Annotated in this window: 17 protein-coding genes; 12 read left to right on the forward strand and 5 right to left on the reverse strand. The window is 72.3% G+C overall.

All coding sequences use genetic code 11. From position 1 onward, the window contains the following. The first annotated feature begins 148 nt into the window (after positions 1 to 148). Positions 149 to 1,249, forward strand: a complete 1,101-nt coding sequence (locus ACFY9E_RS20865) for an AI-2E family transporter (protein ID WP_390986006.1) — start codon at positions 149 to 151, stop codon at positions 1,247 to 1,249. Positions 1,250 to 1,675: 426 nt separating this feature from the next. On the opposite strand, the gene ACFY9E_RS20870 is transcribed toward ACFY9E_RS20865, so the two are convergent. The 3 genes from ACFY9E_RS20870 to ACFY9E_RS20880 form a co-directional block, all read right to left on the reverse strand. After that, positions 1,676 to 2,356 carry a DUF5701 family protein gene (locus ACFY9E_RS20870; RefSeq protein ID WP_390986009.1) on the reverse strand — a complete coding sequence of 227 codons (681 nt, stop codon included), beginning with the start codon at positions 2,354 to 2,356 and terminating at the stop codon, positions 1,676 to 1,678. Between the two features lie 301 nt (positions 2,357 to 2,657). Next, positions 2,658 to 3,494 (reverse strand): alpha/beta fold hydrolase, encoded by an 837-nt coding sequence (locus tag ACFY9E_RS20875; protein WP_390986011.1) that lies wholly within the window; start codon positions 3,492 to 3,494, stop codon positions 2,658 to 2,660. 190 nt (positions 3,495 to 3,684) lie between these two features. Further along, positions 3,685 to 4,137, reverse strand: a complete 453-nt coding sequence (locus ACFY9E_RS20880) for an Lrp/AsnC ligand binding domain-containing protein (protein ID WP_390986012.1) — start codon at positions 4,135 to 4,137, stop codon at positions 3,685 to 3,687. A gap of 111 nt (positions 4,138 to 4,248) precedes the next feature. On the opposite strand from ACFY9E_RS20880, the gene ACFY9E_RS20885 reads away from it, so the two are divergent. The 4 genes from ACFY9E_RS20885 to ACFY9E_RS20900 all read left to right on the forward strand — a co-directional run bounded on the left by ACFY9E_RS20885 (position 4,249) and on the right by ACFY9E_RS20900 (position 11,233). Further along, entirely contained in the window at positions 4,249 to 4,875 is a 627-nt protein-coding gene (locus ACFY9E_RS20885; protein ID WP_390986014.1) for a LysE family transporter, read from the forward strand. Positions 4,876 to 5,300: 425 nt separating this feature from the next. Beyond that, positions 5,301 to 7,703 (forward strand): SpoIIE family protein phosphatase, encoded by a 2,403-nt coding sequence (locus ACFY9E_RS20890; protein ID WP_390986016.1) that lies wholly within the window; start codon positions 5,301 to 5,303, stop codon positions 7,701 to 7,703. A 160-nt stretch (positions 7,704 to 7,863) separates the two neighbouring features. Then, positions 7,864 to 9,177, forward strand: a complete 1,314-nt coding sequence (locus ACFY9E_RS20895) for an ATP-grasp domain-containing protein (protein ID WP_390986019.1) — start codon at positions 7,864 to 7,866, stop codon at positions 9,175 to 9,177. A 16-nt stretch (positions 9,178 to 9,193) separates the two neighbouring features. Beyond that, on the forward strand, positions 9,194 to 11,233 hold the full coding sequence (locus tag ACFY9E_RS20900; RefSeq protein WP_390986021.1) for a CocE/NonD family hydrolase: 2,040 nt from the start codon (positions 9,194 to 9,196) through the stop codon (positions 11,231 to 11,233). A 6-nt stretch (positions 11,234 to 11,239) separates the two neighbouring features. Here ACFY9E_RS20900 and ACFY9E_RS20905 read toward each other — a convergent pair whose 3' ends face one another. Beyond that, a complete protein-coding gene (locus ACFY9E_RS20905; RefSeq protein WP_390986024.1) occupies positions 11,240 to 12,163 on the reverse strand; it encodes a phosphotransferase in 924 nt (307 codons plus the stop codon). Between the two features lie 316 nt (positions 12,164 to 12,479). On the opposite strand from ACFY9E_RS20905, the gene ACFY9E_RS20910 reads away from it, so the two are divergent. Then, positions 12,480 to 12,884 (forward strand): DUF779 domain-containing protein, encoded by a 405-nt coding sequence (locus ACFY9E_RS20910; protein ID WP_390986026.1) that lies wholly within the window; start codon positions 12,480 to 12,482, stop codon positions 12,882 to 12,884. A gap of 9 nt (positions 12,885 to 12,893) precedes the next feature. Further along, positions 12,894 to 13,364 (forward strand): SRPBCC domain-containing protein, encoded by a 471-nt coding sequence (locus ACFY9E_RS20915; protein ID WP_390986029.1) that lies wholly within the window; start codon positions 12,894 to 12,896, stop codon positions 13,362 to 13,364. Between the two features lie 9 nt (positions 13,365 to 13,373). Here the strand turns inward: ACFY9E_RS20915 and ACFY9E_RS20920 are convergent, their stop codons facing one another. After that, positions 13,374 to 14,000, reverse strand: a complete 627-nt coding sequence (locus tag ACFY9E_RS20920; RefSeq protein WP_390986032.1) for a chorismate mutase — start codon at positions 13,998 to 14,000, stop codon at positions 13,374 to 13,376. Positions 14,001 to 14,373: 373 nt separating this feature from the next. On the opposite strand from ACFY9E_RS20920, the gene ACFY9E_RS20925 reads away from it, so the two are divergent. The 5 genes from ACFY9E_RS20925 to ACFY9E_RS20945 all read left to right on the forward strand — a co-directional run bounded on the left by ACFY9E_RS20925 (position 14,374) and on the right by ACFY9E_RS20945 (position 24,544). Further along, positions 14,374 to 17,238: a glycosyl hydrolase 115 family protein gene (locus tag ACFY9E_RS20925; protein WP_390986035.1), complete on the forward strand. Its 2,865-nt coding sequence runs from the start codon at positions 14,374 to 14,376 to the stop codon at positions 17,236 to 17,238. Positions 17,239 to 17,553: 315 nt separating this feature from the next. Continuing rightward, positions 17,554 to 19,029, forward strand: a complete 1,476-nt coding sequence (locus tag ACFY9E_RS20930; protein WP_390986038.1) for a cytochrome P450 — start codon at positions 17,554 to 17,556, stop codon at positions 19,027 to 19,029. Continuing rightward, positions 19,013 to 20,017 carry a (-)-alpha-amorphene synthase gene (locus ACFY9E_RS20935; protein ID WP_390986040.1) on the forward strand — a complete coding sequence of 335 codons (1,005 nt, stop codon included), beginning with the start codon at positions 19,013 to 19,015 and terminating at the stop codon, positions 20,015 to 20,017. The genes ACFY9E_RS20930 and ACFY9E_RS20935 overlap by 17 nt, the downstream gene beginning before the upstream one ends. 193 nt (positions 20,018 to 20,210) lie before the next feature. Then, positions 20,211 to 23,123, forward strand: a complete 2,913-nt coding sequence (locus ACFY9E_RS20940; RefSeq protein WP_390986043.1) for an AAA family ATPase — start codon at positions 20,211 to 20,213, stop codon at positions 23,121 to 23,123. Between the two features lie 221 nt (positions 23,124 to 23,344). Beyond that, positions 23,345 to 24,544 carry a GDSL-type esterase/lipase family protein gene (locus ACFY9E_RS20945; protein WP_390986046.1) on the forward strand — a complete coding sequence of 400 codons (1,200 nt, stop codon included), beginning with the start codon at positions 23,345 to 23,347 and terminating at the stop codon, positions 24,542 to 24,544. Positions 24,545 to 24,556 lie beyond the last annotated feature (12 nt).

Genomic DNA, 24,556 nt, shown 5'->3' on the forward strand with positions numbered 1-24,556 from the left:
CGCCGTCATCCGGCGGGACGACACCGGTCCGGATCATCTTCGGCAGGGGCCCGGATCCGGCGTCCGTCCGGCCGGGCCCGTACCGGCCTTCGGGGGAATTGCGAGCCGGCTCGGCGGCTCGGCGGCCGAGGGGTGGTACGGGCATGAGATGTCGACGCCCCCCGATCCACCCGCCTCGGCCCTGCCCCGCCCGACCGACGCCGAGTCGCGGGTGCCGGGCGTGCTGCGGACCGCTGCCGCGTACGCGTGGCGGCTCATCGCGGTCGGCATCGTCGTCCGGGTCGCCTTCTCCCTGCTCGGGCAGTTCCACCGGGTCGCCGTCGCCGTCTTCCTCGGTCTCGTCATCACCGCGGTGCTGCGTCCCGTGGCCGGTCTCCTCGCCCGGTACATGCCCCGGCCGCTCGCGGTCGCCGCCGCCCTCATCGGTGGCATCGTCCTCGTTCTCGGGGCACTGGCCCTGGTGGGTGAGACCGTGGCGGACCAGCGGACCGGGCTGGAGAAGGAGTTCGTGGCGGGGATCGACCGGATCGAGCGGCGGCTGGAGGAACCGCCCTTCCGGCTCCCCGCGGACGCGTTCGACGACCTCCAGTCGCGGATCGGCAAGCTCCTGTCGGACCACCGCTCCACCCTCATCAGCACGGCGCTCAGCGGTGCGAGCCGGCTGGTCGAGGTGCTGACCGTGCTCGCGCTGGCCCTGTTCTGCGCGGTCTTCTTCACGCACTCCGGCGACAAGCAGTGGCAGTGGTTGTGCGACCAGCTCCCCGTCCGGGCCCGGCAGCGGTTCGCGGTCGCGGCCGGGGCCGCCTGGCGGACCTTCACCGGATACACGCACGGCATCCTGCTGGTGGCGGCGACCAACGCGGTCCTCGTGGGCATCGCACTGTTCGCCCTCGGGGTGCCGCTCGCCGTGCCGTTGGCCCTGCTGGAGTTCCTGGCCGCGTTCATCCCCTTGATCGGCTCGCCCATCGCCCTGGCGATCGCCGCGGTCGTCGCGCTGGCGTCGAAGGGGCCGCTCATCGCCCTGGTGGTCGTGGCCCTGATCGTGGTCATCGGCCAGATCGAGGGCCACCTCCTGCACCCCATCGTGATGAGCTGGGCCGTGCGCCTGCACCCGGTGGTGGTCGCCCTGGCGGTGGTCGGCGGGGCGGTCGCGGCGGGGGTGATCGGCGCGGTGGTGGCCGTACCGCTGGTGGCGGTGGTGTGGTCCGTGTACCAGGCGCTGCGGGCTCGTACGGGTGCGCCCGCGTGAGTGAGTGGGGGCGCTGGTGGGAGGAAGCCGCCGACATGCTCGCATTCCCCGCCCTGGCGACACGGGACAAGCCCGGCCTGGTCGATGGGGCGCTGGTGTGGCGCGGGAGGCTCGACCCAGGGCCGCGCTGGCAGCCCCTGGCCGGCTGACCTCGGTTTCCGGACGCGGGACGACGAATGCTGCCGGAGGGGGTTGAGCCGGCGCCCCCTCCCTCCGGATCCCCGGCCCCCGCCGCGACGCCGTCGGGCCGGCACCGCGGCGGCAGTCCCGGTCGGACGCCGCAGTACCGGCGCAGACAGGCGCCCCTTTCGTGGTCGGCCGAGGCGGGCGGGGTGCACCTGCGTCTGCCCCGTCCGCCGGGCGGGCCTCGCCGCGCCGATCGCGGGCCGGCCGGTGCCCACCCTCCGGTTCGCGCCGTGACGGGCCTCAGCCCCGGCGCCCCGTCGCGGAGGCGAAGCCCAGCCAGGTGTGCCGGTTGTTCCACCAGCACCAGCCGACCTTGGGGGCGTTGCGCCGCTCGCGGCCGTCCCGGCCGGTGCCGTTGCTGATCCAGATCGCCGGGGTGCGGGCGTCCAGGCTGCCGTTGGGCTTGCGCAGCCGGGAGCCGATGGTCATGAAGCAGAGGTTGCGTTCCAGGGCCTCGGGCTGCTGGAGCACCCAGTGGATGCCCTCGGTGAGCACCAGCGGGGTGCGGCCGCCCTCGGTGAGGGCGGGCAGCGCCTCGTCCGGGGACCAGTTGGCCATGTGGTCGCCGCGGTCGATGCCGGTGACGACGTAGAGCGGGGCGTCGGGCAGTTCGACGGCGCAGGGGGTGAACTCGTCGACGTCGGGCATGTCGACGACGACGAAGCCCGGCTTGCCGTCGCGGCGGAGCAGCGGAGCGAGGGCGGAGGCCGGTGCCAGGTCCGGGCGTACGGCCAGCAGCGCACCGTCGCCGTCGGCACCGGCCCCGGCCCCGGCCCCGGCCCCGGCGGCGAACGTGCGGATCTCGTCGGCGGGCAACCCGGCCCTCTCGTGCACCCCCAGCTCGATCAGGCGCTCGGCCTGCGCGCTCAGTGCCGGGAGTGCGGGCAGGACGGTGGTCGTGTCGGGCGTGGTGTCGGGCACGATGCTCCCAGGGGCGGCGACATGAGGTGGATCAGGGCGTGGCGACGTCAGGCGTGGGCGGACTCGGAGGTGGGTGAACTCAAGGGAAACGGGCCGGTGTTCCGGAACGTTCCCGCTCCGCCGTGTCCGTCTTCCCTTCGCCGGACAGGCCGTGGAGTTTCACACGTCGAGGCGAAGGACGACGGACACCTGTTCTCCGCTGGACATCATCAAAGGCCGGCAGGCGGGAGCCGCTGCCGGCCTCGACGATGTCAGCATCCCGCCCCGGGGCGGTCCAGGAGGAATCGGGGGAGGAATCCGGTCACTTCGCCAGGAAGGCGAGCAGCGCCGAGTTGACCTCCTCCGCGTGGGTCCAGAGCAGACCGTGCGGGGCACCTTCGATCTCCACGTAGTCCGCGGCCGGAAGAGCCTTGTGGAACCGTCGCGCGGTCCCCTCCACGGGCAGGATGCGGTCGCCCGTGCCGTGCAGGATCAGCGCGGGCACGTCGATCGCCGGGATGTCGGCGCGGAAGTCGGTGTACCAGGTCGCGGGCGCGGCGGACGCGGCGAAGAATCCTCCGCGCGCGGCGACGTGCCAGCTGTTGCGGACGGCCTCCTCGCTGATGCGGGTGCCGAGGTTCTCGTCGAGGTTGTAGAAGTCCTTGTAGAAGTCCGTGTAATAGGCGTAGCGGTCGGCCTTCACCGCCGCGACGACCCCGTCGAAGAACTCCTTCGGGGCGACCCCGTCCGGGTTGTCGTCGGACTTGAGCAGGCAGGGCTCCAGAGAGGCGAGGAAGGCGACCTTGGCTACCCGGTCCGAGCCGTACCGGGATACGTACCGGGCGACCTCGCCGGTGCCCATCGAGAACCCGACGAGGACGGCGTCCCGCAGGTCCAGGGTTTCCATCACGGTGTTCAGGTCGGCCGCGAAGGTGTCGTAGTCGTAGCCGGTCGCCGGCTGGGCGGACTGCCCGAAACCGCGCCGGTCATAGGTGATCACGCGGTAGCCGGCGGCGAGCAGCACGGCGCTCTGCCGCTCCCAGGAGTGCCCGTCGAGCGGGAAGCCGTGGATGAGGACGACCGGCTGCCCTGACCCGTGATCCTCGTAGTACAGGTCGATGGCGGTGGAGTTCTCCTGGCCCACGGTGATGTACGGCATGTGCTGCTTCCTCGTTTCCGAGCGGCTGATGCAAGGGACCCGGCCACGCTAGGCCTGCCGGGGGCATATCGATTGCCCCGCAGCGCACCGGTTGTTGACCGGTGGCGCACATGCGGCCGGTGATCCTCCGCCCGGTGCGCCTGCCGGCCCGCGCCTCCTGCCCTGTCTCCCGCTCACCGGTGCGAGCCGGTCACTCCGGCAGGGGGCGGTCGTCGACGACGTGCTTCATGACGAGCGTGGAGTTGAGGCGCTGGACGCCGGGGAGCCTGGCGAGCTGCTGGTCGTAGAGCTGCTGGAAGGCGCCCAGGTCGGTGGTGGCGACGCGCAGGAGGTAGTCGGGGTCGCCGAACAGGCGCTGCGCCTGGAGCACGTGCGGGACGGCCGCCACCGCCTCTTCGAACGCGGAGACGGTGTCCGCGTCCTCCCAGCGCAGGGTGACGAAGACCAGGGCTTCGAAGGTGAGGCCCACGGCGGCCGGGTCCACCACGGCGCGATATCCGCGGATCGCGCCCTCGCGTTCGAGATCGCGCAGTCTGCGGTGGCAGGGCGAGACGCTCAGTTTCACGCGGGCGGCCAGCTCGGTGACGGTGAGGCGGCCGTCCAGCTGCAGCTCGGTAAGAATTTTCCGGTCCAGGGCATCCATGGAGAAGATTCTGCCCCAGATCACGCGATCAAGGAGTAAAGAAGGGAACACCTTCGGGCCGATCCGCCCTAGCCTTCCTCTCGCACCACGGCATGTGAGAGGGAACGATCGATGGACACGACGACGCTGGCGGCCTTCCTGGCGGTGGATCTGCTGCTGATATTCACCCCCGGTGCGGACTGGGCCTACGCGATCACGGCGGGCCTGCGGGACCGGTCGGTCGTGCCGGCGGTCGCCGGGCTGGTCGCCGGATACGCGGGGTACACCCTGCTCGCGGTAGCGGGTCTGGTGGTGATCGTGGCGAGCTCGGGGACGCTGCTCACCGCGCTGACCGTGGCCGGGTCCGGCTACCTGGTGTGGCTCGGGTGGGGGGTGCTGCGGCAGCCGGCCACCCTGACGGCCACCGGGGCCGAGCTGGGCGCCGGGGGTTCGTCCCGGGTGCGGGTCATGCTCAAGGGAGCGGGTACCAGCGGGCTGAACCCCAAGGCCCTGCTGCTCTACTTCTCCCTGTTCCCGCAGTTCATCGACCCCGCGGGTGCCTGGCCGGTCGCCGGCCAGACCGGCCTGCTCGGCTCACTGCACATGACCGCCTGCGCCGTCGTCTACCTCACCGTGGGGGTCCTGGCCCGCACGGTCCTGAGGACCAGGCCCTCCGCGGCCCGGGCGGTGACCCGTGCCTCCGGCGCCCTGATGATCGTCATCGGCGGCTTCCTGCTGGTGGAACGCCTGGCCGTCTGACGGACCCGAGCGGGCCTCTGCCGCAGACGAGCCCGGGGGGAATCCAGCGCAGGATCACCGTGCTCGGCGGTGAGGCTTGGCGCACTTGAAGCCCGGCGGGAACGAGCGACGGATGTCGCTCATCCGGCCGGGCAGCCGGCCACACAGGTCGCCGGAGAGCACCTCCCTGTCGCAGGCGACGGGTGCGGACCGGTTCGACACCCCGGGCCCCGGTGACGGTGGCGGCGCGCATCCGCTCCGCCAGACCGGCCAGGGGGCTTCTGCGCGGGGCCGCCACGTCGGTGTCGATCGTCCGCTCAGCCATCTCGCCTTCGTCTTCACTGGTCACCGCGGTGGCGCACGGCAGACGAGCCACAGCGGGTCGGTAGCGGGACAATCGGTGCAGGGAAGCGTGAGCAGGCAGGGGCGGCACATCCGGAGGCACCGTGGAGGGACGCGTACCGGAGGATTTGGCGGTCGTCGTCGACGCCGACGGGGCGATCATGGTGTGGAGCGACGGTGCTCGCCGCCTGCTCGGATACGAGCCGGCCGAGCTCGTGGGCAGGCCCGTCGTCGACCTGCTCGCCGCCCGGCTCCCGGAGTCCACGCGGCGGCACGCGGCCGAGGGCCGACGCTGGGCCGGTGAGGTGGCGCTGCGGCACCGGGACGGCAACCGGGTGGTGGTCCGGCTGCAGGGGACGCCGCTGCTGGACGCGGAGGGCAGGCGGCTCTGGCTCGTGACCGGCACGGTGCCCGTGTACACGGCCGCGCCGGCCGATCACGGGGCCCTGCCCTTGTGGGACCTCACGCTCGCCCAGCTCCCCGTGCCGGTGGCGGTCTACGACCGGGACGCCCGGCTGGTGGCGGCCAACGAGATCATGACCGAGGTGATGGGCAGGTCCGAGGAGGAGATGAAGGGCCTGACCCTGTGGGAGATCGAGCCGAACCCGCCCTTCGACGCCTACGACCGCCTCCAGCGGGAGGTCCTGCGCACCGGCGAGCTGATCTTCCACGAGGAGCACGGCAAGGCCCCGGGCGAGATCCGGCCGCACGCCTGGTCGATGTTCATGTCGCCGCTGAAGGACGAGACCGGCGCGGTCCAGGGCATGTCGGCGACCGTGTTCGACACGACGGAGCAGTACTGGGCCCGCCGCCGGCTGGCGGTGCTCAACGAGGCCAGTCTGCGGATCGGAAGCACCCTGGACGTGACCCGGACAGCCGAGGAGATGGCCGAGGTGGCCGTCGCCGGGGGGTTCGCGGACTTCGTCACCGTGGACCTGCTGGAGTCCGTCGCCCTGGGTGACGAGCCGGAACAGCTGCCGCCCGACACGCCGGTCACCCTGCGGCGCACCGCGCAGCGGTCGGTGCTGGAGGGCTGCCCGGAGTCGGTGGTGGCCCCGGGCTCCACCACCCGCTACCCGGTGGGGACGCTTCCGCTGCGGACCCTGGCCGCCGGCCGGGGCGCCCGGCACCGGCCGGGCGATCCGGAGCTGCGGGAGTGGCTCGTGGCCTCCCCCGGCCGCGCCGAATCCGTGTCCAGGCACCTGATCCACTCGGTGATGATGGTGCCGCTGCGCGCCCGGGGCGTGACCCTGGGCCTGGTGCACTTCCTGCGCCACCGGACCCCGGACCCGTTCAGCGAGGACGACCTGCTGCTCGCGGAGGACATCGTCGCGAGGGCGGCGGTGAGCGTGGACAACGCCCGCCGCTTCACCCGGGAACGCCGCACGGCCCTGGCGCTCCAGCGCAGCCTGCTTCCCGAGCGGCTCCCGAAGCTCGCGGCGATGGACCTCGCCTACCGCTATCTGCCGACCGGGGCCGGAGCGGACATCGGGGGCGACTGGTTCGACGTCATCCCGCTGTCCGGTGCCCGCGTGGCCCTGGTCGTGGGTGACGTGGTGGGCCACGGCATCCACGCGTCGGCCACGATGGGCCGGCTGCGGACCGCCGTACGGACCCTCGCGGACGTCGATCTCGCCCCCGACGAACTGCTCACCCAGCTGGACGATCTCGTCATCCGCCTCGACCGGGAGGAGGGCCCGGAGGCGCGCGGGGCGGAGGAGGCGTCCGGGCAGGTCGGCGCCACCTGCCTGTACGCCGTGTACGACCCGGTGTCCCGCCGCTGCACCATGGCCCGTGCCGGGCATCCGCCGCCCGCGCTGGTCACACCGGACGGCGGCGTACGGTTCCTCGACCTTCCGGCGGGGCCGCCGCTGGGTCTGGGAGGCCTGCCGTTCGAGGCCGTCGAGGTGCAACTGGAGGAGAACAGCCTGCTCGCCCTGTACACCGACGGTCTGATCGAGGCGCCCGGCCACGACCTCGAGATCGGCACCGCCCTGCTGCGCCAGGCCCTGGGCAGTCCCGCCGGCACGCTGGAGGAGACCTGTGATCAGGTGCTGCACACGCTGCTGGCCGGCCGGCCCACCGACGACGTCGTGCTGATGCTGGCGCGCACGGCCGTGCTCGACGCCGGGAAGGTCCGCACCTGGCAGCTGCCGCCGGACCCCGCTGCCGTGGCCCGGGCCCGCAAGATGGCGGGCGAGCAGCTGGCCGAATGGGGGCTGGCGGAGGCGGAGTTCGCCACCGAACTGATCGTCAGCGAGCTGGTGACCAACGCGCTCCGCTACGGCGGCGCCCCCATCGAGCTGCGGCTGATCCGCGATGCGACCCTCATCTGCGAGGTGTCCGACGGCAGCAGCACCGCGCCGCATCTGCGCCGGGCCCGGGTCTTCGACGAGGGCGGGCGGGGTCTGCTGCTCGTCGCCCAGCTCGCCGAACGGTGGGGCACCCGCCAGACCCCCACGGGCAAGACCATCTGGACGGAACAGGCCTTGCCGGCCGGGGTGTGAGCCGATCTCACGCGTGTCGAGGGTGTCCGGGTCCCGACAGGCATGTTCCCCGGCGTCCGGTACGGGCGCGGTGTCCGAAGCGGCATGCCCGCAGGTACGAGGGGTACCCCGACGATCTTGCAAGCCGGCCCTCGGGCCGTACGTCGTCGGAAGGAGAGCCGTGTCTGACGAGACGGTGAAGAACGTCTTCGTGATCGGGCTCGACGAGGCCAATCTGCCCACGCTCCAGCAGGTCCCGGGAGCCGACCGGTTGCGCTTCCACCAGCTGCTGACGATCGAGGAACTCCAGGTCGGCGAAGTGCACCTGCCCACGCTGCTCGACAAGGCCCAGGGCGTGCTCGACGCGTTCGACGGCAGCATCGACGCGATCGTGGGCTACTGGGACTTCCCGGTCAGCACCCTCGTCCCGATGCTGAGCGAGCGCTACGGCACCCGCAGCACCAGCCTGGAGTCGGTGGTCAAGTGCGAGCACAAGTACTGGAGCCGGCTGGAGCAGCAGAAGGCCACCGATCGGCACCCGCGCTTCGACCAGGTCGACCTGTCGGCCGACCCGCCGCGCCCGCCGGAGAACGTGACTTTCCCCATGTGGCTCAAGCCCGCCCTCTCGTACTCCTCCGAACTCGCCTTCGGAGTGGATGACGAAGAGGAGTTCCACAAGGCCGTCGCCGAGATCCGCGAGGGCATATCGCGCATCGGCCGGCCCTTCGAGCACATTCTCGAACGCATCGACCTGCCGCCGGAGATGGACGGCGTGGGCGGCCGGGTCTGCCTCGCCGAGGAGGCGATGTCCGGCGTCCAGGTCGCCGTCGAGGGCTACGTCCATCGGGGCGAGGTGACCATCTACGGCGTCCTGGACTCCATCCAGTACCCCGACTCCTCCTGCTTCCTGCGCCACCAGTACCCCTCGATGCTGCCGCCGCCGGTCATCACACAACTGCACGACGTCAGCGAGCGGGTGATGCGGCAGATCGGGATGGACTCGGCCACCTTCAGCATCGAGTACTTCTACGACCCGCGGACCCAGGAGATCAACCTGCTGGAGATCAACCCCCGGCACTCCCAGTCGCACGCGGAGCTGTTCCAGTACGTCGACGGCGTGCCCAACCACCACTGCATGGTCAGCCTCGCCCTCGGCGAGGACCCGCACATGCCGCACCGCGAGGGCTCGTACGCGATGGCCGCGAAGTGGTACCACCGCTGGTTCACCGACGGTGTGGTGCGCCGGGTGCCGAGTCCCGAGGAGATCGCCCGCATCGAGCGGGAGACCCCGGGCGTGCGCATCGAAGTGATCCCCGGGGAGGGCGAGAGGCTCTCGGACCTTCCCGGGCAGGACAGCTACAGCTACGAGCTGGCGCACATCTACACCGGCGGAGCCGACGAGGCGGATCTGCGGAAGAAGTTCGACCACTGCGTGGCCGCTCTGGGCCTCTCCTTCGAGGACGCCCCGTCCGAGGCCGAAGCCGCGCGCAAGTGAGGAGCACGTCACTTCCATGCGTTACGTGACCAACCTGCCGTACGAGACGAAGGAAGAAGAGCACGTCACGATCCCGATGTCCGACGGGGTCCGGCTCTCCGCGCACATCTGGCGCCCCACCTCCTCCGACCAGGAGCCGGTGCCGGCGGTGCTGGAGTACATCCCGTACCGCAAGCGCGACCTGACCGCCGTACGCGACTCGATCCACCACCCCTACCTCGCCGGGCACGGCTACGCCTGCGTCCGTGTCGACCTGCGCGGCACCGGTGACTCGGAGGGCGTGCTGCGCGACGAGTATCTGGAACGGGAGCAGGCGGACGCCGAGGAGGTTTTGGCCTGGCTGGCGGAGCAGCCCTGGTGCGACGGCGGCACGGGCATGATGGGCATCTCCTGGGGCGCGTTCGCGGCGCTCCAGGTGGCGGCCCGCCGGCCGCCGAGCCTGAAGGCCATCGCCATCGCCTCGTTCACCGACGACCGGCACGCCGACGACATGCACTACATGGGCGGCGCCCTGCTGTCGGACAACCTCGCCGAGGCGGGCACCATGTTCGCCTACGGCACCTGCCCGCCCGACCCGTCCGTGGTCGGCGACCGCTGGCGCGAGATGTGGCACGAGCGGCTGGAGAACACCGAGCCCTGGGTCCTGCAGTGGCTGCGTCACCAGCGGCGCGACGACTACTGGCGGCACGCCTCGGTGTGCGAGGACTACTCCAGCGTGCGCTGCCCGGTCCTGGCCTCCAGCGGCTGGGCGGACGGCTACTCCAACGCCGTGACCCGGCTGCTCGGCCATCTGGACGTGCCCCGCAAGGGGCTGATCGGGCCCTGGTCGCACAAGTTCCCGCATCTCGGGGAGCCCGGTCCCGCGATCGGCTACCTCCAGGAACTCGTGCGGTGGTGGGATCACTGGCTCAAGGGCGTCGACAACGGCGTCATGGACGGGCCGATGCTCCAGGCGTGGATGCAGGACAGTGTGCCGCCCTCCACCTCCTACGAGGAGCGGCCGGGCCGCTGGGTGGGCGAGCCGGACTGGCCGTCCCCGCACATCCGACCCGTCACGCACCCGCTCACCCGGCACACCATCGGGCCGCCGCGGGACGCGGCGGCCGAGGCGCCCGAGGGCGGTGAGGCGATGGCCGTCCGGTCGCCGCTGTCGGTCGGGCAGTTCGCGGGCAAGTGGGCCTCCTACAACGCGCCGCCGGACCTGCCCTACGACCAGCGGGAGGAGGACGGCGGTTCGCTCGTCTTCGACACCGAGCCGCTGACCGAGCCGGTGGAGATCCTCGGCTCGCCGAGCGTGGAGCTCGACCTGTCGGTCAGCGAACCGGTCGCCCTGGTGGCCGCGCGGCTGTCCGACGTGAGCCCCGACGGCGCCGCGACGCGCGTCTCGTACGGCATTCTCAATCTGACCCGGCGTGACAGCACCGAGTCGCCCGAGCCGCTGGAGCCGGGCCGGCGCTACCGGGCCACCCTCCCGCTGAACGGTGTGGCACAGGCGTTCCCGCCGGGCCACCGCATCCGGCTGTCCCTGTCGACGTCGTACTGGCCGCTGGCCTGGCCGGCGCCCAAGCCGGCCCTGCTCAGCGTCCACGAGCACTCCAGCACGCTCACCCTGCCGGTGCGGCCGGTGGACGAGCCCGACGAGGTGCCCTCGTCCCCCTTCGGCGAGCCCGAGGGCACTCCCCCGCTCGCCATGACCCAGGTGACGCCCCCGGAGGAGCGCTGGGAGGTCAAGCGGGACCTGATCGACTACCGCTCCGAGCTGGACATCGTGAAGGACCGGGGCACGGTCCGCTTCGAGGACATCGGCCTGGAGGCCGGCCGCCGCGCCCACGAGCGCTACACGGCGGTCGCCGACGACTTCACCTCGGTCGGCGGCGAGACCACCTGGACCATGCGGTTCCGGCGGGACGACTGGGACGCACGGGTGGTCACCCACACCCGGCTGACGTGCGACGAGACGGACTTCTTCGTCGACGCGACCCTCGACGCGTACGAGGCCGACCGGCGGGTCTTCTCCCGCACCTGGAACGAGAAGGTCCCCCGCGACCTGCTGTAGGCCGCCTCATCTCAGCCGGGCGGCGCACCAGCGGAAGTGCCCGTCGTGCGGGCCCATGCCGAAGAGGTCGTACGTGATGAGGGCGTAGGCCCTCTGGTAGAGGGCCAGGACCTCTTCGGCATGGCCCAGTTCCCGGGCGAAGAGGCGGCTCAGCTCGGCTGTGTGGTGGGCGGCGTCGGGTCCGTACATGTCCCAGACGGCGGCCGTGACCGCGGCCTCGAAGGCGGGGTCGCCCGCGGTGGTGCAGAACCCGAAGTCGAGGACGGCGACCGGCCGCCCGGCCCCGTCCACGTGGAGGTTGGGCGGCACCAGGTCGCCGTGGATGACGCTGTCGGCCTGATCGGGCAGCGCCCGCAGCGCGGAGGCCGTGCGGGACACCACGTCGGCCAGCCCGGGCACCTGCGCGGCCAGGGCGGCCCGGTTGCGGTCGGCGGCCCGCTCCACGAGGGCGGCGAGGGCGTCGGAGAAGCGGGAGTGGCCCTGCCAGAGCGGCCGGTCGTCCCCCTGGAACACCAGACGCCGCATGACCTCGCTGCCCGGGACGGAAGCCAGCCCGCGCAGGACGGTGAGCAGGGCGTCGGTCTCCCGGCGGGGCAGGTCGCGGGCGGGCTGCTCACCCTCGGAGCCGGACCGCAACGGACGCCCGCCGAGCTCGCGTTCATAGCTGACGAGCACGCCGTCGCACTCCTCGGCGTCGAGGATCTCCGGAGTGCCGAAGGGCAGGGGGTGCCCGGCGATGTCGGCGTAGAGCCGTCGGACGAGGTCGAAGTCCCCGGGAGGACGCCCGGCCCACACCTTCGCGACGGTCCCCTCCTGAAGCCGGTAGACGGTTCCTTCCATGCCGGAGGCGAGCCGCCGCGCGTGGGGGTGGCCGCGTCGGGCGAAGTACTGAACCCAGGGGTCGGTCTCGTGCGCGCCGGTTTCGGTCATGCCCGGCATTCAACCAGCGCCCGTGTCGGGCCTGTCGAGGCCGTCGAAGTCCTGGTCACCGTCGGCGCACGCCCGGACACCGAATGGCCGGCGTGTACGCGGCCGGAAGTGCGGCCCGCCGGGACGACCCGCTGTTCGGAACGTCGGCCGGGTAGGAGGCGGTCGGGGCCGTGTCGGCCTGACCCGGGACACCGCGCGGGGCGGGCGCGGACAGGTGCCGCTCCCGCCTTGTGGCCCCCGCGGGTACGGCGGCGGATACTGGAGGACTCGCGATACGGACCGGTTCCCGACCCACCGTCACCGCCAGGAGGACCAGATGACCGTGCGCACAGGACGTGTCGAACTGACCCCCGCCGCCGAGGAACTGCTGCGGCGGCTGACCGCGGCGCACGGGCCGGTGATGTTCCACCAGTCCGGCGGTTGCTGCGACGGCAGCGCCCCGATGTGTTACCCGCGCGGCGAGTTCCGGGTCGGCGCCTCGGACGTCCTGCTGGGGCACGTGGCCGCAGACACCCCGTTCTGGATCAGCGCGGACCAGTTCACGTACTGGTCGCACACCCACCTCACCGTGGACGTGGTCCCGGGCCGCGGCAGCGGCTTCTCACTGGAGGCTCCGGAGGGCGTCCGCTTCCTGCTCCGTTCCCGCCTCCTCACCGACGAGGAGCTGCGCCGCCTGGAGTCGGAACCGCCGCTGCCGAACGGGGCGGACCACACCCCCTAGGGTGGGCCCATGTACACGTCCCGGGTCTCCGGTCATGTCGACGCTCCCCGTGCGGCCGTCTACCGGGCGCTGGTCAGCGCGGAGGCGATCGCGCGCTGGCGGGTTCCGGCCGGGATGAGCGGCGACGTGCACGAGTTCGACGCCCGCGAGGGCGGCAGGTTCCGCGTCTCGCTCACCTACGACGCCCCGGACGCCGCGGGGAAGTCGGCCGCGCACACCGACACCTACCACGGGCACTTCGCCCGGCTGGTGCCGGACGAGCGGGTGGTCGAGGTGCTGGAGTTCGAGACGTCCGACCCCGCGCTGGGCGGCGCCATGACGCTGACGACCACGCTCTCCGACGCGGAGGGCGGCGGCACCGACGTGCTCATGGTCCACGAGGGCATCCCGGACGCCGTGCCCGCCGCCGACAACGAGACGGGCACGCGCACGGCCCTGGCGAACCTGGCCCGGCTCGTCGAGAGCGGCGACTCCGTCTGAGCGGCGGGGCTACCGGGCCTCGGCGCACACCGGCGGCAGCGCCCGTCCGAGTCCCTTCAGATGCAGGGCGTCGAGCCGGTGGCTGTAGGCGGACCAGCCGGCCGCCGTGGCCAGGCGCGGACCGCACGACGGCACGGCCCGGGCCCGTTCCGTCTCCTGCAGCGCGGCCAGCAGCCGAGTGGTGATGCGGTCCAGGGCGGGCCGGACCTCCTTGGCGAGGTCAGGGCGTTCGGTGGGGCGCTCGCCCGGGTGCGCGTCCCAGCGGGCGTACAGACCGCGCTGCACCAGCTTGTTCGCCTCGATCTGGTCCCGGAACACGGCGGCCACGGCCTCCGGGTCGAGCCCCAGGCCGGCCGCCCTGGCCCGGACGTCGTCCAGGATCTGCGCCTCGCGCACCGGGTCGTCGATCGGCGTGGCGGTGCCGTACTTGGCGGCGGCGACCTTGTCGGCCAGCAGCAGCCGCTGGGCGAACAGGCCGGTCATCGGAGTGAGGCCGTGGGCGGCGGCCGTCTGACGGGCGGGAGCGGGCCGCTGGGCTTCGGCGGTGGCCGGTCCGGCCGCACCGAGGGTCAGCGAGACCGCCACAGCGGCAGCGGCGGGAACGGTGAGAGCGGACCGGAGGGATGGAGAGCGCACCAGGTTGACCTTCCGTGGGGGGCGAGGCGGGCGACAACCTACCGATCCCCCGTCGTGACGCGCGACGGCGCCCACGTCCGCCGTGGAGCACGTTCCGTCGGCCCGTGCCCCGCCCCAACTCTCGCTGCGGCAGGGGCTCCCGGGCCGGAAGCGGTGCACCAGCGGACCCACCGCCCACATCTGGACGCTCTCACAGGGCCTCGCCTATGGTGCAGCGGCAAGCGCTTTCTAGCCTGCCCATGCCACCTCCCTGTGCGCGCAGCCCCGCCGACGGCCGGACGTCGACCGCCGCGGGGCCGGCGCGGAAAGGCAGTGCCCAGTGCCCCAGAGACCGCCGTTCCCGTCCGTCACCCGCAAATCCTTCTTACGGGGCATGGCGGCCGCGGGTGCCGCTCCCCTGCTCCCCGTCACCGCCGCCGAAGCCGCGGCGCCCTCGGCCCACCGCCCCGGTTTTCCCCTGCTCCGGGACGGCACCGCCGTGGACGTGTTCGTCGACGCGGCGGACGACCCCGCCGTCATCCGCGCGGCCGGCGACCTCCAGGCGGACGTGGAGCGCGTCGGCGGCGTGCGACCGGGGCTCCTGCACACCGTGCCGCCCCGCGCCGAACTGCTGGTCCTGGTGGGGACGATCGGCACGAGCCCGGTGATCGACCGCCTCGTCGGGCAGGGACGCCTGGACGTCTCCCGGGTGAAGGGCCGCTGGGAGGCGTCCGTCACCCAGGTCGTGGACCGCCCGCTGCCCGGTGTGGGACGTGCCCTGGTCATCGCCGGAAGCGACCGCCGCGGCACGGTCTACGGCGTCTACGACACCTCGGAACGCATCGGCGTCTCGCCCTGGTACTGGTGGGCCGACGTTCCGGTGGCCCGCCGTGACACGGTGACGGTCCCGGCCGGCCCCTTCGTCCGCCGGGAACCCGCCGTCCGCTACCGGGGCGTCTTCATCAACGACGAGCAGAACCTCACCACCTGGTCCCACCGCACCCAGGAGCCGGACAAGAACATCGGCCCCAGAACGTACGAGCGGGTCTTCGAGCTGCTGCTGCGCCTCAAGGCCAACTACCTCTGGCCCGCGATGCACCCCTACTCCGACTTCTTCAACAAGCACCGCGAGAACCCCGAACTGGCCGACCGCTACGGCATCGTGGTCGGCTCCAGCCACCCCGAGGCCATGCTGCGCAACGGCGTCCACGAATGGGAGCCGTGGGCCGAGGAGCACCGGGCCGAGGACGGCACGCCGCCCGTCTACGACTACACGGTGAACCCCTCCGTCATCTCCGACTACTGGCGGGCGCGGGCCCGTCAGAACGCCGCCTACGAGAGCAGCTGGACGATCGGCATGCGCGGTCTGCACGACTCCGCGCTGGAGACGAGGCACGCCACCACCGTCCCGGAGAAGGTGCTGGTGATGAACGACATCATCGCCGACCAGCGCCGCATCCTGGCCGAGGAGGTGGGCCCGGCGGCCGAGCCGCAGATCTTCATCCCGTACAAGGAGGTCCTGGAGCTGTACAACGCGGGCGTCCGGGTCCCCGAGGACGTCACGCTGATCTGGCCGGACGACAACCACGGCAACATGCGCCAGCTCCCGAACGACGCCGAGCGACGCCGCCCCGGCGGCAACGGCATCTACTACCACCTCTCCTACTGGGGACGCCCCCGCAGCTATCTGTGGCTGGACACCACGCAGTTGAGCAAGGTGTGGCAGGAGTTGCGCCGGGTCCACGAGCACCAGGTGGACCGCATGTGGATCTTCAACGTCGGTGACATCAAGTCGATCGAGACCGGGCTGTCCTTCTGCCTGGACATGGCCTGGGACGTGGACCGCTGGGGCCCCGGGAACGTCGAGGACTTCCTCGTGGAGTGGGCCGGGCGCCAGTTCGGCCGGCGGTACGGTTCGGAGATCGCCGCCATCCGCACCGAGTACTACCGCCTGGCGGCGGAGCGGCGCCCGGAGTTCATCGACCGGGCGGTCTTCTCGACGGTGCATCACGGCGACGAGGCGGGCCGCCGCATGGCGGCCTACGAGCAGTTGCTGGACCGTGCGCGGCGGCTCGGCGCGAAACTGCCCGAGGCCTACCGGGACGCCTACTACGAGCTGGTCGAATACCCCGTCCACGGTGCCTGGTTGATGAACCTCAAGTACTACTGGGCGGACCGCAACGCCCTCGCCGTCAGGCAGGGCCGCGGGGCGGGCACGAACCGCTTCGCGGACCTGGCCGAGGCGGCGCACGCCGAGGAGCAGGCGATCACCCGGCGCTACACCACCGAGGTCGCGGGCGGGAAGTGGGACGGCATCGTCAACCCCTACCCCTCCGAGATCCCGAAGGCGCCGGGCCGCCCGGCCGTGACCAGGGTCCCCCGCCAGGAGACAGCGGGCCTGGGCCTCGCGTCCGAGGGCAACGAGACGGGGGCCGACCGCCCGTTGTCCTTCTCGTCCTACACCCGCGACCGCCGCTTCGTGGACGTCTTCAACACCGGCTTCCTGCCGCTGGAATGGCGGGCCGAGCCGAGCGCCCCCTGGGTCCGGCTGAGCGCGGCGGGCGGTGAACTCACCGACCAGGTCCGGGTGTGGGCCGAGCTCGACTGGGCGCGGGTGCCCGAGGGCACGCACCGTCCCGTGCTGACCTTCACCGGCGCGGACCGGAGCATCGAGGTGCCGCTGCTGGTGGTCAACGACGGGGAGCGGGCGCGGCGGCGCGTCCGCGGCTTCGTCGAGGCCCATGGCCATGTGTCGATCGACGCCGCGCACTTCGACCGGGAGGTGCCGCGCGGCGGTGCGCGGTGGCGGGTCGTGCGGGGGCTGGGCCGCCGTACGGCCGCCGTCGAGGCGGTCCCGACGACGGCACCGCCGATCACCGAGGACCTCACCGTGCGGTCCCCGGAGCTGCGGTACCGCATCCGCTTCTCCACGGCCGGCACGTTCCCGGTGACGGTGTTCCGGCTGCCCTCTCTCGACGAACGCGGCAAGCGGCGCGTCGCGGTCGCCCTCGACGACCAGCCCCCGACGGTCCTGTCGGGCCAGGCGATCGCCACCGGCAACCGGGGCGACACCTGGGCCCGCAACGTGGAGGAGGGCATCGAGAAGCTGACGACCCGGGTGACGGTGTCCGCGCCCGGCGAGCATGTACTGAGGGTGTTCATGGTGGACCCGGGGATCGCGGTGGACCAGATCGTGATCGACACGGGTGGGGTGGCGGGCGGGTATCTGGCGCCGCCGGAGAGTTATCGCCGCTCCTGACCCCGGGGCCGGGCGGACCCGAAAACCGGCCATGGGCACCGCCCGGCCCTTCGCTCCGGCATATTCCTCCGCTTCGTGTATACGGAAAGGACGTGAGGACTCCCCGAGAAGCGCGAGTGACGGAAGAAGACCACTTGTCGCCTGGCGTGCTTCGGAAGTGATTCACCCAGCGCTTCCCCCGTGCACCCGTGCGCCCCCCTGGAGAAAGGGTTCGTCAAGTCGGCGGCCCGCTTGGACTGGGCAGGACATGGTGCAAGCGCCACGTCGGTGAAACGTCACCGTTTTCCCTGGTCGACCGAAGCGGGTGGTATTTCGATGAACGGTTCCGTTCCTGAATCGGAACAGGCATGGACGGTTGGTACTGCTCCAGGCATATTCCCATCCATCGGCCACGGTATCGCCTTGTTCCGTCGGCCGCTGGAGTTTCTGAATTCTCTTCCCGCGCAAGGCGATCTGGTCGAGATACGCCTGGGCCCCCAGAGGGCGTGGATGGTGTGTCATCCGGAGCTCGTTCACCGGATGCTCCGGGACACCCGGACGTTCGACAAGGGCGGGCCGCAGTACGAGCGACTGCGGGCGCTGATGGGCAACGGCGTCGTCACCTGTCCGCACGGGGAGCACCGGCGTCAGCGCCGCATGCTGCAACCCACCTTCCGCCCTGCCGGCGTCGCCGCTCAGACGGACCTGATGGCCGAGGAGGCCGAGTCGCTGTGCCGTGACTGGCGCGAGGGTCAGCAGGTCGATGTCAGTGCCGCCACACTGGGTCTGACGACCCGGCTGATCAGCCGGCTCCTGCTGTCCGACTCGCTCGGTCCGGCCGCGGCCGACGAGGTGCGGCACTGCCTCGCCGCCATCGTCCGCGGCCTGTTCGTGCGCACGGTCGTACCGGTGGACGCCCTGTTCCGTCTTCCCACTCCCGCGAACCGCCGTTACCGGCGCGCGGTGCGGCGGGTGCGCGAGCTCATCGACGCGGCTGTCGCCGAGCGCCGCCAGGGCCCGCCCCGCGACGATCTGCTGGGGCTCCTGCTGGCGGCCGCCCAGGCCGAGGACGACACGGCTCCGGTCACGGACCGGGAGGTCCAGGACCAGTTGGTGTCACTCCTGCTCACCGGTTCGGAGAGCCCCTCGATGTGTCTGGCCTCGGCCTTCAGTCTCCTGGCCCGGCACCCGGAGGCGGAGCGACGGCTGCACGCCGAGGTCGACTCCGTCCTGGGCGGCCGGTTGCCGGGCGTCGACGATCTGCCGCGTCTGGTCTACACCCGCTCCGTCCTCACCGAGACCCTGCGCCACTCCCCGCCGGGCTGGCTCTTCACCCGGGTCACGACCCGCGAGGCGGAACTGGCCGGACGCCGGCTGCCGCCGGGAACGACGGTCCTGTACAGCCCGTACCTGCTGCACCACGACCCGGCGTCGTTCCCCGAGCCCGACCGGTTCATGCCCGAGCGCTGGGCGGCGGACGAGGCCGCCCCCGGTCCGCACGGGGCGCTCATCCCGTTCGCCGCGGGCAGCCGCAAGTGCATCGGCGACCTGTTCTCCATGGCCGAGATGACGGTGGCCCTGGCGACCATCGCCGGCCGCTGGCGGTTACGGCATCCGGCCGGGCGCATCGCACCGCCGCGCCCCGGCGCGACGCTCGGGCCGCGGTCCCTGACGATGATCTGCGCACCACGGGGGGACGCACCGGGCGGCACCGTGCCGCACGCCGCCGCCCTCGCGCCCGGAGCCGCGCCCGCGGTGGCCGGCGTGGAGAAGACCCGGAGGGAGGGTGACAACGGTGTCCACCACGCATGAGGAAACAGCGATCGTCACACCGAGTGGAATTGCCAGTTCCACCTTGGTGGAGCTCATCGACGCCCATCTCTACATGCCCTTCCCGTTCCGCCGGAATCCGCATGAAGCGGCGGCCACGGCGGGCGTCGACCAATGGCTGCGCGGGACCGGACTGAGTGACGAACCCGGAGTGCCGGCCATGATCTCCCGCACCCGCCCGGCCGAACTCGCGTCCTGCAACAGCCCCGATGCGGATCCCGGCGTGCTGCAGCTCATCGCCGACCAGATCGCGTACCAGTTCGTCTTCGACGACAGGGCCGAGGAGGTCGGCCGGCACCGGCCGGGCCGGCTGCTGCCGATGCTGTGCGAGAGCATCGCGATCCTGCGGGACGGAGCACCGGCCTCCACCTCTCTGGGAGCGGCCCTGGCCGACCTGTACCGGCGAGTCCGCGAACGGTGCACACCCGCGCAGGCCGCGCGCTGGGCGTGGAAGAGCCGCGAGTACGTGCACGGACTGCTGTACGAGGCGGTGGCCCAGACCCATCCCTCCCCCCTGCGGTCCGGGCTGTGCACCTCGATTCGGTCCCTCACCGCGGGCGTCGAGCCCTTCTATCCGCTGTGCGAGGCCGCGCAGCCGTGCGAGCTGAGCTCCGGGGAACTCCACCACCCGCTCATGCGTCACCTGACCCGGCTGTCGGCCGACGCGGCGGTGTGGATCCCCGACCTCTTCTCCGCGGTCAAGGAGCAACGGTCCGGCGAAATGATCAACCTGGCCCTCGCCTACCAGCGGTCCCACCAGTGCCCCCTGCCGGTGGCCGTCACCCTGGCCATCCAGCAGATCAACCGCACGATCCGCGAGTTCGAGAAGGTCTACGACGAGATCAAACCGTCGTTGAGCCCTTCGGGCGTCGGCTATGTGGAAGGCATGGCCGGCTGGATCCGCGGCTGCTACTACTGGTCCCGCACGGTGCCGCGCTACGCGGATGCGGCGGCCCCGGCCCCGGGGTGAGAGGGCGCTTCCACAGGCCGCGGGGCGGGTGCCCATTCGAGCGACGGTACCCGCCGGACCCACGTTTCACGCGCCTGCAGCAGGTCATTCACCCTTCTTTGTCGTGCTTGTTTCAGATTGCGGAACCGTGCCCCTCGGGAGGCGTACGCTCTCGCTGCCTCCCGATGGGCGACGACAGGAAGCGGTACGGCACATGGCGAATGAGCTGCGGCAACCCCCGCCCGAGACCCGGCCGTTGCTCGAGCGCCGCAAAGAGCTCCGCGCGCTCGACTCGGCGCTGACGCGCCTGCGTGACACCGTCGACGGCGTGCCTCAGGCGCCGCGCGGCGGACTGCTCGCCTTCACCGGTCCGGCCGGGATGGGCAAGACCGCCCTGCTGACCGAGGCGCGGGCCCGCGCCCGGGCACACGGGTTCACCGTGCTGTCGGGCAGGGGCGGCGAGAAGGAGCAGGAGCTGGCGTTCCACCTGGTGCGCCAGATCGTCCAGCCCGCGCTGGCGTCCATGGACGAGAAGGAGCTCCGCACCTTCCTGGGCGGCTGGCACGACATCGTCGCCGCCGCGCTCGGCCTGGTCGCGACGCCGAGCGGCCATGTGCCGGATCCGACCGGGGTCCGAGACGGTCTCGACTGGGTGATGACCCGCCTGGCGGTGATGAAGGCACCCGTCGTGCTGCTCCTGGACGACCTGCACTGGGCCGACGTCGAGTCACTGAGCTGGCTCGCCTCGTTCGCGCCCCGGGCCGTGGACCTCTCGCTGCTGATCGTCGTCGCCTTCCGGCCCGACGAACTGCCGCTCGAGGCGGCCGCCTTCAGCGCTCCGGCCCCCGACCTGGGGAACCGCCCCTTCGCCCTGGCTCCGCTCAGCGCGACGGCCGTGGCACGGATCGTCCGGGACGAGGTCGGCGAGGAGGCCGAGGACGCGTTCTGCGAGGAGTGCTGGGAGGTCACCGGAGGGAGCCCCTTCGAGGCCGTGGAGCTCTCCATCAGGCTCGGCGAGCGCCGTCTGCGGGGCACCAGCGAGGACCTTCCCGCGATGCGGGACCTCGCCGCCGCGGTGAAGGGGCCCGGGCTGATCGAACGACTTCAGCGGCTGGGCACCACCACCGTCCGCTTCGCCTACGCGGCGGCCGTCCTCGGGCAGGCCATCTCGCCGGAAGTGGCCGCCCGTATCGCGGCGATCGGCCGCACGGCGGCGGCCGAGGCCACGGAGAAGCTGCGCGCCGCCCGCATCCTGGCCGACGGCGAGGGGCCGGGAGAGAGCCTGGACTTCGTCCACCCGCTGATCGCCACCACGATCTACCGGTCCATCGCGCCGAGCCTGCGCGAGGGCCTGCACAATTCGGCCGCGGAGGCCGTCCGGGCGGCCGGACTCGGCTACGCCGCCGCGGCCCGGCACCTGCTCGAAGTGCCCTGCGAGGGCAGCACCGAGGCCGTCGCCTGTCTGCGGCAGGCCGCCCGTGAAGCCCTGCACTCCGGTGCCCCGGAGGCGGCCCGGCGGCTGCTGAACCGGGCCCTTCAGGAGCCGCCGCTGCCGGAGGACCGCGCCGCGCTGCTGCACGAACTCGCCTGCGCGACCTTCCTCATCAAGCCCACGGCCACCGTCTCGCATCTGCGGGAGGCGCTCACGGAAGGGGACATCGACCCCGAGCTGCGTGCCTCGATGGTGTACCGGCTCACCCAGGCGCTGGCCCACACCGACCGGATGGCGGAGGCCGCGACGGTGGCCGCCGATGAGGCCAAGCGGGCCACTGCCCATCCCCGGATCCGGTTGCGGATGCAGGCCGACCACTTCGTGTGGAGCGCGTTCCGCACCGACGAGGCGGACTCCTCCGGGCGTTCGCGGGCCCTGGCCCGGCTGGCCGACCGGCTTCCCGGCCGTGGTCTGGAGGAGCGTTACATCCTCGGCTCGCGCGCCTGGGACGCCATGATGCGCGGCGAGCCCCGGCAGAAGGCACTCGCGTACGCCGAGGAGGCCCTGCGTGGCGGACTGAGCTGGACCCACGAGAACCGGGGCTTCGAGGTCCCCGTCTCGGTCGCTCTGGTGTTCATGTACTGCGACCAGCCGCGGCGGGCCGAGGAACTGTTCGCGAAGGGCATGGCCGAGTGCGAGTCCAAGGGCTGGCGCGGCTCCCATCTGGCGTTGGGCCAGACGCTCTCCGGGTACATCCGGTACCGCCGCGGGTGCCTGGCCGAGGCCGAGAACCTGGTGCGGGAGGGCCTGCGCATCGCCGACCGGGTGGAAGGCGCGGTCCCCGCCCAGTGGTTCGCCATCGGCATCCTGATCCAGACACTCCTGGCCCGCGGCCGTGTCGTGGCGGCACGCCGGCTCGCCGACGGGTACCACTACGGCGAGAACATCCCGAACGCCGTCATCTACCCCGACCCGCGCACCGTCTACGCGGAGCTGCTCCTGGCCGAGGGCCGGCTCGACGACGCCGCCGCCCTGCTGACCGCTGTCGGCGAGTGGCTGGAGGGCCGGGACTGGCGCAACCCCGCCTGGTGTCCCTGGCAACTGGGACTGGCGTCCGCTCTGTCGCGCCGTGCTCCCGACCGGGCGGTGCGCCACGCGCAGGACGCCGTGAAGCGGGCCCGTGACTTCGGCGCGGCCTCCGCGATCGGCCAGGCGCTGCACGCCCAGGCGGAGGTGACGGGTGGGGAGGCCGCGCTCGATGTGCACGCGGAGGCCGTCGACCATCTCCAGCAGTCGCCCGCCGCGTACGAACTGGCTCGCGCCCTGGTCGGCCACGGGGCCGCGCTGGCCCGCGCCGGCCGTCTGCACGACGCCGCCGACCGGCTCTACCAGGGCCTGGAAGGGGCGGTGCACTGCGGTGCCGAGGGCCTCGCCGCCCGGGCCAGGCGGGAACTCTCCGCGGCCGGACTGCGCCCCCTGCCCCTGCGCTACGCACAGACCGACATGCTCACGGCCCAGGAACGCAAGGCCGCCGAGATGACAGCCCAGGGCCACCCGGCGTCGGCGGTCGCGAAGGAGCTGCGGATCACCGCGCAGGGGGTACGGCAGCGGATGTCCTCCGTGTACCGGAAACTCGGCACGGACGCGGGCGGCCTCGTGGCGGCGCTGGAGGCCGGTCCTCGGCCCGGGCGGTGACGGGCCGGCCCCCTGCGCCACGCACCCGGCCGCCGGGAAACCCGCACGCCGCCACCGCTCACCGCGGTCGCGCGTTGTGCCGCGCCCGGTGCCCTGTGGACGCCCTGGGGCGCAACGTCCGCCCCCCACCGATGACTTGACGCTGAACCGTTTCACTGCTTCCCTCGAAAGGCTGCCAATGGGAGCGCTCCCACCTCCACCCCCCACGTGAAGGGAACCCCGTGCAGACCACCCCCCACACCTTTCCGAGACGTGCCCTGCCGGCCCTGCTGGCGGCGGCGCTCATGGCCTGTCTGCTGTCCTGGGCCGGCGGCTCGCCCGCGCACGCCGCCCCCGGTGACGGCTCGGTGTCCGATCCCGACATCGCGTACGTCGAACGCCGGGACACCTCCGCCGGCACCGCGGCCGTGCCCCACCGGGCCGAGCGTCCGGCTCCCGTCGTCCGCGCCCGGCTCGGCGGCACCGCCACGGCGAAGGCGGCCGCCCCCGGGCAGCCCGGTGACCCGAACATCAAGTTCGTCGGCCGCTGGGACACCACCAGCTCCACCACCGCCTACACCCCGTACTGGGCGGGCGCGTACTACCGGGCCGGCTTCACCGGCCGCACGGTCAAACTGAAGCAGCGGGGCACGATCGACCTGTGGGCGCGGATCGACAACGGTCCCGTGAAGTTCTACGACGACGTCAAGGGGACGGTGAACCTGACCCCGACGGCCCTGTCCCCCGGCAACCACACCCTCCAGGTCAACTACCAGGTGGTGGCCGGGTCGTACAAGGGCGACGCCGTCTTCCAGGGACTGGTCCTGGACAGCGGCGCGACGACGTTCGCACCGCCGGCCCCGTCCAAGCTGGTCGAGTTCGTCGGCGACTCCATCACCGTGGGCACCACGAGCTCGCAGAACGCCCGCACCGCGTACGGCTGGCTGATCGGCGAGCGGCTGGGCGTCGAGCACACGCAGATCGCCCAGGGCGGGGCGTGCCTGGTCGCGGCGGCGGACGGATGCGTGGGGCTGGAGCGGCAGTTCACCAAGCTCAACCCGAACGCGGCGACGCCCGACTGGAACTTCTCGCGCTACCGGGCCGACGCGGTCGTCATCAACCTCGGCACCAACGACGTCGGGCACGGGGTGACTTCGGCACAGTTCCAGTCGGCGTACAGCAGTCTGCTGCGCAAGGTGCGGGCCGCGTATCCGCAGGCGTGGATCTTCGCGCTGGAGACGTTCCGGGGGCGGTTCGTCCCGCAGACCGAGGCCGCGGTGAAGGCCGCCGTCGCCGGTGGTGACGCGCGGGTGTCCTTCGTCGACACGACCGGCTGGCTGGGCTCGGGCGACCTGACGGACTCGGTGCATCCCAACGACCGGGGGCACCGGGCCATCGCCGACCGCCTGGCGCCGGTCATCGCGGCGCGGATCGGTTCGTAGCGGCCCTGAAGG

The organism is Streptomyces sp. NPDC012466 (assembly GCF_042955215.1).
Taxonomy (GTDB): Bacteria; Actinomycetota; Actinomycetes; order Streptomycetales; family Streptomycetaceae; genus Streptomyces.

Excerpts from the sequence above, each read along its gene's own strand:
- ACFY9E_RS20865 (WP_390986006.1), top strand. The coding sequence starts at position 149 with ATGTCGACGCCCCCCGATCCACCCGCCTCGGCCCTGCCCCGCCCGACC.
- ACFY9E_RS20875 (WP_390986011.1), bottom strand. The coding sequence starts at position 3,494 with ATGCCGTACATCACCGTGGGCCAGGAGAACTCCACCGCCATCGACCTG.
- ACFY9E_RS20880 (WP_390986012.1), bottom strand. The coding sequence starts at position 4,137 with ATGGATGCCCTGGACCGGAAAATTCTTACCGAGCTGCAGCTGGACGGC.
- ACFY9E_RS20885 (WP_390986014.1), top strand. The coding sequence starts at position 4,249 with ATGGACACGACGACGCTGGCGGCCTTCCTGGCGGTGGATCTGCTGCTG.
- ACFY9E_RS20900 (WP_390986021.1), top strand. The coding sequence starts at position 9,194 with ATGCGTTACGTGACCAACCTGCCGTACGAGACGAAGGAAGAAGAGCAC.
- ACFY9E_RS20905 (WP_390986024.1), bottom strand. The coding sequence starts at position 12,163 with ATGACCGAAACCGGCGCGCACGAGACCGACCCCTGGGTTCAGTACTTC.
- ACFY9E_RS20910 (WP_390986026.1), top strand. The coding sequence starts at position 12,480 with ATGACCGTGCGCACAGGACGTGTCGAACTGACCCCCGCCGCCGAGGAA.
- ACFY9E_RS20915 (WP_390986029.1), top strand. The coding sequence starts at position 12,894 with ATGTACACGTCCCGGGTCTCCGGTCATGTCGACGCTCCCCGTGCGGCC.
- ACFY9E_RS20925 (WP_390986035.1), top strand. The coding sequence starts at position 14,374 with ATGGCGGCCGCGGGTGCCGCTCCCCTGCTCCCCGTCACCGCCGCCGAA.
- ACFY9E_RS20930 (WP_390986038.1), top strand. The coding sequence starts at position 17,554 with ATGAACGGTTCCGTTCCTGAATCGGAACAGGCATGGACGGTTGGTACT.
- ACFY9E_RS20940 (WP_390986043.1), top strand. The coding sequence starts at position 20,211 with ATGGCGAATGAGCTGCGGCAACCCCCGCCCGAGACCCGGCCGTTGCTC.